The 8,362-nt window shown below is 65.1% G+C and carries 5 protein-coding genes; all 5 read left to right on the top strand.

The genetic code is table 11. The features are described 5' to 3' along the window. Nucleotides 1–497, top strand: a 497-nt coding sequence (locus ACP96_RS18605) for a hypothetical protein (protein WP_237561630.1), incomplete at its 5' end; no start/stop codon positions are given. A 30-nt stretch (nt 498–527) separates the two neighbouring features. Beyond that, a complete protein-coding gene (locus ACP96_RS09185) occupies nt 528–1,352 on the top strand; it encodes an IS5 family transposase (RefSeq protein ID WP_050033080.1) in 825 nt (274 codons plus the stop codon). Nucleotides 1,353–1,800: 448 nt separating this feature from the next. Then, the gene (locus ACP96_RS09180) at nt 1,801–3,051 is read left to right on the top strand and encodes a hypothetical protein (protein WP_050033079.1); all 1,251 of its coding nucleotides are present in this window, start codon (nt 1,801–1,803) and stop codon (nt 3,049–3,051) included. A 72-nt stretch (nt 3,052–3,123) separates the two neighbouring features. Continuing rightward, on the top strand, nt 3,124–3,291 hold the full coding sequence (locus tag ACP96_RS19200; protein ID WP_200895671.1) for an HEWD family protein: 168 nt from the start codon (nt 3,124–3,126) through the stop codon (nt 3,289–3,291). Between the two features lie 359 nt (nt 3,292–3,650). After that, a complete protein-coding gene (gene gltB, locus ACP96_RS09175; protein WP_050033078.1) occupies nt 3,651–8,351 on the top strand; it encodes a glutamate synthase large subunit in 4,701 nt (1,566 codons plus the stop codon). Nucleotides 8,352–8,362 lie beyond the last annotated feature (11 nt).

The following is an 8,362-nucleotide window of genomic DNA, read 5'->3' as shown; positions in this document are numbered from 1 at the left end:
ACCTCGGGGTAAACACATACGATCTCAAAAGTCCAAATAATAATAGTGCAAAGATACACACTAGTAATCAGCTAGCGGCAACTGTGCAAATATATGAAAATGATACTAAAAAAGAAGATGGTCTAGATTCAACACAGATATTGCCCAACTCAGATACAAATGATCACTTTGTGAACGGTGGTGTCTCAGATGACGCTCGGATTGAAATTAAAGACAATCTTGAATCTGAGCAGAAGAGTGTTTATATCGACCATCAATATCGGCACAATAATACACAGACAGATATCTATTCAGGATCCACAATATTAGCTAATAACACATTATTGGAAAGTGATGATAAAAAGATGCATCGTATAAATAAAAGCAAGAAGATTATATCCGCAGTTGGATCTCCAATAACAAATACTAATTTGACAGAATTCAGCACAAAAGGCTTGCAGACTGGTTGGTATTGCTCTGTTGAAGAGCGATCTTATCTACCGATATCGCCGGTTTAGAAGGGTCAAACCGAGGATATCAAACCTACCATGGAAATCGACATCCTCGACTTCATTGAGCAGTGTCGTGACCTAGCTAAACAAGCGTTGGGGAAGCATGCGGGCGAGCCCGCCAGCGGCGGGTTCGCCCGCTGGGTTCATGTCGTTCTTCACTGTTTTCGGGTCGAAGACGGCCACAGCTACCGCGAAACGCCGAATCGGCTGCAGTACATGACTGAGATTCGTGACGCTCTCGACTTAGATCGGGACGATCTGCCCGATCACACGACGATCTACAAGTCGTTTGATCGGCTGAAAATGTGGGTGTGGCGGGCGCTGCTGCGCGTTTCCGCGCAGCAGCACCCGCAGTCGGGCCACGCTGCGCTCGACAGCACGTTCTTCGACCGGCGACGTGCATCCTCGTACTTTCGTCAGCGGGCAGGACGGACGATACAGACGCTGAAAGTCACGACATTGACTGATGTGGAATCGCTGGCTGTTCTTGACGTTCACATCGCAGCTCGGTGGAAGCATGACACGAAGACGGGACCGCAGGTTGTCCGCCGAAACGCGGACGACCTCCAGTCCGTCGCCGCCGACAACGGCTTCCAAGACTGGCAAACCGAGTACGAGATCGCCGCACACGACATCGATTACCTCGTTCATTATCGCGGCTCGTCAGCGAACGCAGCCGCGAAAAACGCTCTCAACCGGGCAAAGGGCTACTCTCAGCGGTGGAGGGCCGAAACGTCATATTCGACAACGAAGCGCTCGCTCGGCGATGCCGTGCGAGCGCTGGGCTGGTATCGACAGTTCCGTGAGATTGTCTTGATGTTCGCCATCATCAACATAGAACCGCTGTGTGAGCCGCTGTAGCCGTGACTCAGCATCTATTCAACACAGCAGTTGGTATACGTTTGATAAAAATGGATCCAAATCTGGAAATTCTTTTAAAATAATTGGTTCTAAAGATCAGTACGTGGATATTCTCGACATACCAAAATTATCAACAAATTCTGGACGTATATCGTTCAAGATACAACATAATTCGCCAAGTTCGTATGTAGAATTTAAAAAGATAGACACCAACACCACGGCCGCCACGATCAAACTTGAAACACCCGAAGAGGGACAGACAACGCTCAGATACAACACGTACGCGGCGGCGAACAGATCGCTGAACGAGAGCGTCACCGTTGCGGGTCCGGGGGCGTCGATCGAGTCCGTTACCACGCCCGGGGGAAACGGAACGCTCGCACCGGGTACCTACGAAATCTCCGTTCGCTCGGAACAGGGCATCGCAACGACGAGCGACAACGCGACGATGACGCTCACGCGACGTTCGACGAACGGACTCACCACCTACGCGGGAACGGAAGCAGATCGGGCGGAGCTCGGAAGCGCCGCGGCGGTCCGAGACGCCATCGACGACGACGCGCTCTCGCCGGCGGAGCGCGTCGACACCGACGACACGGTCGTCTACGCGGTGAGCGCGTCTGGGCTGACCGGACTACCCGCGGCGCGGAACGCCACACCCGAGACGGGCGCCGACCTCGACCGCCTCGACGGACTCGAGTTCGGCGTTCGATCGACCGCAGACGGCGACGGGATGACCGCGAGCAACGCGAGCGGCGAGGTGCCCCCCGAATCGACCGTCCACGTCGACGAGACCGGGCTCTACGTGGTCGCCGACGCCGAGGACGCGCTCCCGACAGACGGAGAACCGGAGCCCGGAGAGGAGTTCATCGCCGAGTTCCACATTACCGACGACCGGCTTCGCGAGGCCGCGTCGGACTCACCGAACGGCCATCGCGTCGCCTCGACAGTGGCGTTCGCCGGCGGGGATCGAAGTAATTCGTCGGGCGACGATCGCGAGCAGATCGCTTCCGAAGACCCGGTCACTGAGGGAGGGGACGAAAGTACCGGAGGAAGTGGGAGCGCCGGGGGAGGCGGCGGGGCAGGAGGGGGAGGGAGTGCAGGAGGAGGTGGGAGTGCTGGGGGAGGCGGCAGTGCAGGAGGAGGTGGGAGTGCTGGGGGAGGTGGTTCCGGAGGAGGTGGTGCCGGAGGGGCCTCAACGGGAGGAGCGAATCCGGCCGGCCCCAGCGGAGGCGGTTCCCCAGGAGGCCCGAGCGCGGGTAGGAAATCGGGAACCAGCGGGAGCGACGATCGGATCGCTTCCGTCCGAGGGGTCGGATTCGGACCCCGGCCGAACGCCGAGCGTCGGATCCCGGATTTGGACGGGCCGATCGCGGTGTCGGCGCCAACCGCGGCCGGGAACACTGGGGCGCCCGAGGCTTCCGGAACGGCCGGAGGCGACGGACCGCCGGCCGACGCCGGAACGACCGATCCCGAGGCGGTCGGGGCCGGGAACAGCAGGGACAGTTCGGAGAGAGCGGGGGGCGAGACCGACGGCACCGAACCCGGTAGCGCCGGTTCGGAACGGCCGACGCCGACCTACGAGAACGCGCCGATCCGGGCGACCGCCGAAGACGTTCCCGGGTTCGGCCCGCTGCACTCGCTGGCCGCCGTCGCGGCGTTGCTCCTGGCCGCTGCTTGGGGGCGGCGTCCCCGGTGATCTGCGATCGAGGCGCCGATTCGCCACGGAGTCGGCGGTACCCTTTTGCTGGGCCGCGCCGTTCGTGAGAGTATGAGCGTCACGATCACCCCGCCGCGGGAGCGCGAGTGCGAACTGTGCGGCCGCGAGGAGCTGTGGGACGACGACGCCGACGGCTGGCAGATCGACGACGAGCCCGGCAACGTCTACTGTATCCACGAGTGGGACATCAACGGGACGTTCACCCCGCTGAGCGAGTGACCGCGATTCGGCGGTGAGGATCGCTGGCTCGGTCGCGCCCTCCGCGAGCTCGCTTCGGTCGCCACCTGTTCCCACTTCGATCGCCGCTACTGTCTCCGGCGCTGGTACCCCTTGATGCGCCCGAAAGAATTCGGTTGACGATCGGCAATATACATTCCGAATTCGACCGGTTCTGTCTCGCGTGCTCCAAATAACCGCCGGATTGTTTACTCAGAACCGGATATCTTCTGATCAAACAGAGATTACGTCATTGGTACACCCCCCTGATGAATAATTACCTTATATTCCCTAATGTGTGTACGAGGGATCCTACCCCTATCAGGGTTATACCTTTAAGTGACGGATCTAGAGTGTGTATCATGACCGAGCCACGTAGTAACACCCGGGAGGTATCGGAGCGGGATCTCTCGGGCCACGGTGGGGGGCTTGCGGCGGTAACGGACGAGCGTTCGAACTGCGGGATCGGCGGAATCGTCGACCTCGACGGCGACCCGAGCCACGAGACGGTCACCGACGCCGTCGAACTGCTCGAGAATCTCGAACACCGCGGGACGACGGGCGCCGAGGAGGACACCGGCGACGGAGCCGGCATCATGGTCGCGCGTCCGGACGACTTCTTCCACGAGGTCGTCGACGCCGATCTGCCCGAGGAGTACGCAGTCGGCTCCGTGTTCATGCCGACCGAGCCGAGCGTGCAGGCCGAGATCCACGACGTCATCGCGGAGGTGTTCTCCGTGTACGGGCTGGAGGTCTTGGAGTGGCGCTCCGTTCCGACGGACAACGCGGATCTGGGCGCGACCGCGCTCGACTCCGAGCCGGAGGTCTCCCAGCTGTTCGTCGCGCCGGTCGAAGGTGCCGGCCTCGCCGAGCGGTTCACCAGCGAGGAGAGCCGCCTCGACGACGCCGACCCGGAAATCCTCGGCTTCGACCGCGCGTTGTACGCCGCGCGCCGCGAGATCGAGAACGCGGTGTCGGAGGTTGACGGCGCGGGGCGGTTCTACGTCTGCTCACTCGACCGTCAGCGCGTCGTGTACAAGGGGCTGCTGAAGGGCTCGCAGCTCGACGGCTACTACACCGACCTGACCGACGAGCGCTTCGCGAGCCACGTCGCCTTAGTCCACGCGCGCTTCTCGACGAACACGCTGGGCGCGTGGCACCTCGCGCACCCGTACCGCAACATCGTCCACAACGGCGAGTTCAACACGATCCGCGGGAACGTCAACTGGATGCGCGCCCGCGAGAACGACCTCGATCACCCCGCGTTCGGCGCGGAGCTCGACACGATCAAGCCGGTGATCGACGACCCGAACCAATCCGACACCGCGAGCGTCGACAACGCGGTCGAGCTCCTCCTACAGGCCGGCCGCGACCTCCCGCACACTCTCCGGATGCTGATCCCGGAGGCGTTCCGGGACGACGACCTGATGGATCAGGCCCGCGCGAATTTCTACGATTACCACGCCTCGCTCGTGGAGCCGTGGGACGGGCCCGCCCTCGTCATCGGCTTCGACGGCGACCGCGTCGCCGGCGTCTTGGACCGCAATGGGCTCCGTCCCTGCCGGTACGAGGTGACCGACGAGAACCGGCTGATCGTCGGCAGCGAGGTCGGCGCGCTCCCGACTGAGCCGGAAGCTGTGACGCGCCGCGGCCGGCTCCAGCCCGGCGAGATCTTCGTCGCCGACCCCGAGGAGGGCCGGATCGTCCCGGACGACGAGGTGTTTGAGGCCCTCACCGACCAAAAGTACGGCGAGTGGGTCGCCGAACGACAGGTCGACCTCGACGACATCGTCGAGGGGGACGGGATCGCAGCGGGGATCGATTCGGACGACGAGGCCGACGCAGCGTCCGGCGATGACTCGGCGGCGCCGACCGTCCGCGCCCATCAGGCCGCGTTCGGCTACACCACCGACTCGCTGAACCACCTCGTCGAGCCGATGGCGAAGGACGGGAAGGACCCGGTCGGCTCGATGGGCGACGACACCCCGCTGTCGGTGCTCGCCGACGTCGACCGCCCGCTGTTCACCTACTTCAAGCAGCTGTTCGCGCAGGTGTCGAACCCGCCGATCGACTACATCCGCGAGGAGCTCGTCACCTCGCTGGAGACCCGGATCGGCAACCAGCGGAACCTGCTGGACGAGACGCCCGAGCACGCCGAGCAGATCGTCTCCGACACTCCGATCCTCACCGACGCGGAGACGGCCGCGCTGCGCGATCTCCCGGGGCCGGGCGAGCGCGCGCCGGGTGACAAAGGCGAGGAGGGGGCGGACGCCGCGTCGTTCACCTCCGTGACCGTCGACGTGACGTACGACCGAGACGACTCGCTCGTCGACGCCGTCACCCGGATCCGCGAGGACGCCGCGACCGCCATCGAGGACGGCGCCGACGCCGTGGTCCTCTCCGACCGGGAGGTCGGACCGGACCGGCTCGCGGTGCCGAGTCTGCTCGCGACGGGCGCGGTTCACCACCACCTCGTCCGCAACGGGCTCCGGAACCGCGCGGGGCTCGTCGTCGAGTCCGGCGAGCCGCACGAGGTCCACCACGTCGCGACGCTGGTCGGCTACGGCGCGGACGCGATCGACCCGTACCTCGCGTACGCCTCCATCGCCGACGTGGTCGCCGGGCCCGACGGCGCCGACGAGGACGAGGCGCTCGCCGCCTACCGGCACGCGCTGGAGGACGGCCTCCTCAAGACGATGGCGAAGATGGGCATCTCGACGATGGAGTCGTATCAGGGCGCGCAGATCTTCGAGGCCGTCGGGCTCTCCTCCGAGTTCGTCGCCGAGTACTTCGAGGGCACCGAGATCCGCACCGAGGGGATCGGTGTCGCAGAGATCGAAGACGACCTTCGGACGCGTCACGCGATGGCGTTCGGCGCCGACCCCGAACTGGAGACCACCGGCGAGTACGAGCACCGCTCGTCGGGGATCAAACACGGCTGGAATCCACAGACGGTCGGCACGCTCCAGCAGGCGGTCCGCGGCGGCGACTACGAGCAGTATCGGGAGTTCGCGGAGCTGGTCAACGACCAGTCCGAGGAGTTGCAGACGCTCCGCGGCCTCCTCTCGTTCGAGTCCGACCGCGATCCGGTCCCGGTCGAGGAGGTCGAGCCGGTCGAGTCGATCGTCGAGCGCTTCTCGACGGCCGCGATGAGCCTCGGGAGCATCTCGCCGGAGGCCCACGAGAACAACGCGATCGCGATGAACCGGCTCGGCGCGAAGTCGAACACCGGCGAGGGCGGCGAGCCCCCGGAGCGGTTCGACACCGAGAAGGAGTGTTCGGTTAAGCAGGTCGCCTCGGGTCGGTTCGGCGTCACCTCCGAGTACCTCGCGAGCGCCGACGAGCTCCAGATCAAGATGGCGCAGGGGTCGAAGCCCGGCGAGGGCGGACACCTCCCCGGGAAGAAGGTCAACGAGATGATCGCGCACGTCCGGTGTTCCACGCCCGGCGTCGGGCTCATCTCGCCGCCGCCGCAACACGACATCTACTCGATCGAGGACCTCAAGCAGCTCATCTTCGATCTGAAGGCCGCGAGCCCCGACGCCGACGTCAACGTGAAGCTGGTCTCCGAGGCCGGCATCGGCACCATCGCGGCCGGCGTCGCGAAGGCGAACGCCGACGTGGTCCACGTCTCCGGCCACGACGGCGGGACCGGCGCGTCGCCGAAGACGTCGATCAAGAACGCGGGGCTCCCGTGGGAACTCGGGCTCGCCGAGGCGAACCAGATGCTCCGCGCGACCGGCCTGCGGGACCGCATCCGCGTCACCGCCGACGGCGGCCTGAAGACCGGGCGGGACGTGGCGGTCGCCGCCGCGCTCGGCGCAGAAGAGTACGTGTTCGGCACCGCCTCGCTCGTCACCGCCGGCTGCGTGATGGCGCGGCAGTGCCACGAGAACACGTGTCCGGTCGGCGTCGCCACTCAGCGCGAGGACCTCCGGCAGCGCTTCCCCGGCCAGCCGGACCACGTCATCAATTACATGACGTTCATCGGGCAGGAGCTCCGCGAGATCATGGCCGAACTCGGCTACACGGAGGTCGAGGAGTTCATCGGCCGGCCCGAGCTCCTCTCCCAGCGCGAGACCGACCACGAGAAGGCCAAACACCTCGACCTGTCGGCGGTCATCGCCGAGCCCGCGGGCGACGCTCGCACGAAGACCCGCGAGCAGGACCACTCCGGTATCGACGACCTGCTCGACTGGGACCTCATCGAGGAGGCGGCCCCGGCCATCGAGGACGGCGCGCCCGTCGCGCTCACCCGCGACGTGGAGAACGTCGACCGGGCGATCGGCGCGACCCTCTCGAACCGGGTCGTCTCCGAACACGGCGGCGACGGGCTCCCGGACGACACCGTCACCTGCCGGTTCGACGGCTACGCGGGTCAGAGCTTCGGCGCGTTCCTCGCGTCCGGGATCACCATGGAGCTGTCCGGCGCCGCCAACGACTACGTCGGCAAGGGGCTCTCCGGCGGTCGGCTCGTGATCAACACGCCCGAAGAGGCCGGCTACGATCCCGCCGAGAACGTCGTCGCCGGCAACGTCGGGCTGTACGGCGCGACGAGCGGCGAGGTCTACGTCAACGGCGTCGCCGGCGAGCGGTTCGGCGTCCGCAACTCCGGCGTGAAGGCGGTCGTCGAGGGCGTCGGCGACCACGGCTGCGAGTACATGACCGGCGGCGTCGTCGCCGTGCTCGGCGACACCGGACGGAACTTCGCGGCCGGGATGTCGGGCGGCGTCGCCTACGTGTACGATCCCGACGACCGGCTCGACGACCGCGTCAACCGCGGGATGGTGTCGGTCTCGGAGACCCTCGAAGAGTCCGACGAGCGCATGCTCCGCCGGCTCGTCGAGAACCACCACGCGTACACCGACAGCGACCGCGCGGCCGAGCTGCTCGACGACTGGACGAGCGCGCTCGACGACTTCGTACGCGTCTTCCCCGACGCCTACGCCGAGGTCATCGCCGAGGGCACGGGCGCCGACGTGCGCGAGGAGCCGCCGGAGCCCGCCGCCGCCGTACCCGGCTCCGCGTCCGACGCGACCGAGCAGGCGTCGAGCGACGACTGACTCGGCTGACC

It is taken from the genome of Halorubrum halophilum, from assembly GCF_000739595.1.
In the GTDB taxonomy this organism is placed as follows: Archaea; Halobacteriota; Halobacteria; order Halobacteriales; family Haloferacaceae; genus Halorubrum; species Halorubrum halophilum.
This window is presented reverse-complemented; position numbering and strand designations above follow the sequence as displayed.

Excerpts from the sequence above, each read along its gene's own strand:
- ACP96_RS09185 (WP_050033080.1), top strand. The coding sequence starts at position 528 with ATGGAAATCGACATCCTCGACTTCATTGAGCAGTGTCGTGACCTAGCT.
- ACP96_RS09180 (WP_050033079.1), top strand. The coding sequence starts at position 1,801 with ATGACGCTCACGCGACGTTCGACGAACGGACTCACCACCTACGCGGGA.
- ACP96_RS19200 (WP_200895671.1), top strand. The coding sequence starts at position 3,124 with ATGAGCGTCACGATCACCCCGCCGCGGGAGCGCGAGTGCGAACTGTGC.
- gltB (WP_050033078.1), top strand. The coding sequence starts at position 3,651 with ATGACCGAGCCACGTAGTAACACCCGGGAGGTATCGGAGCGGGATCTC.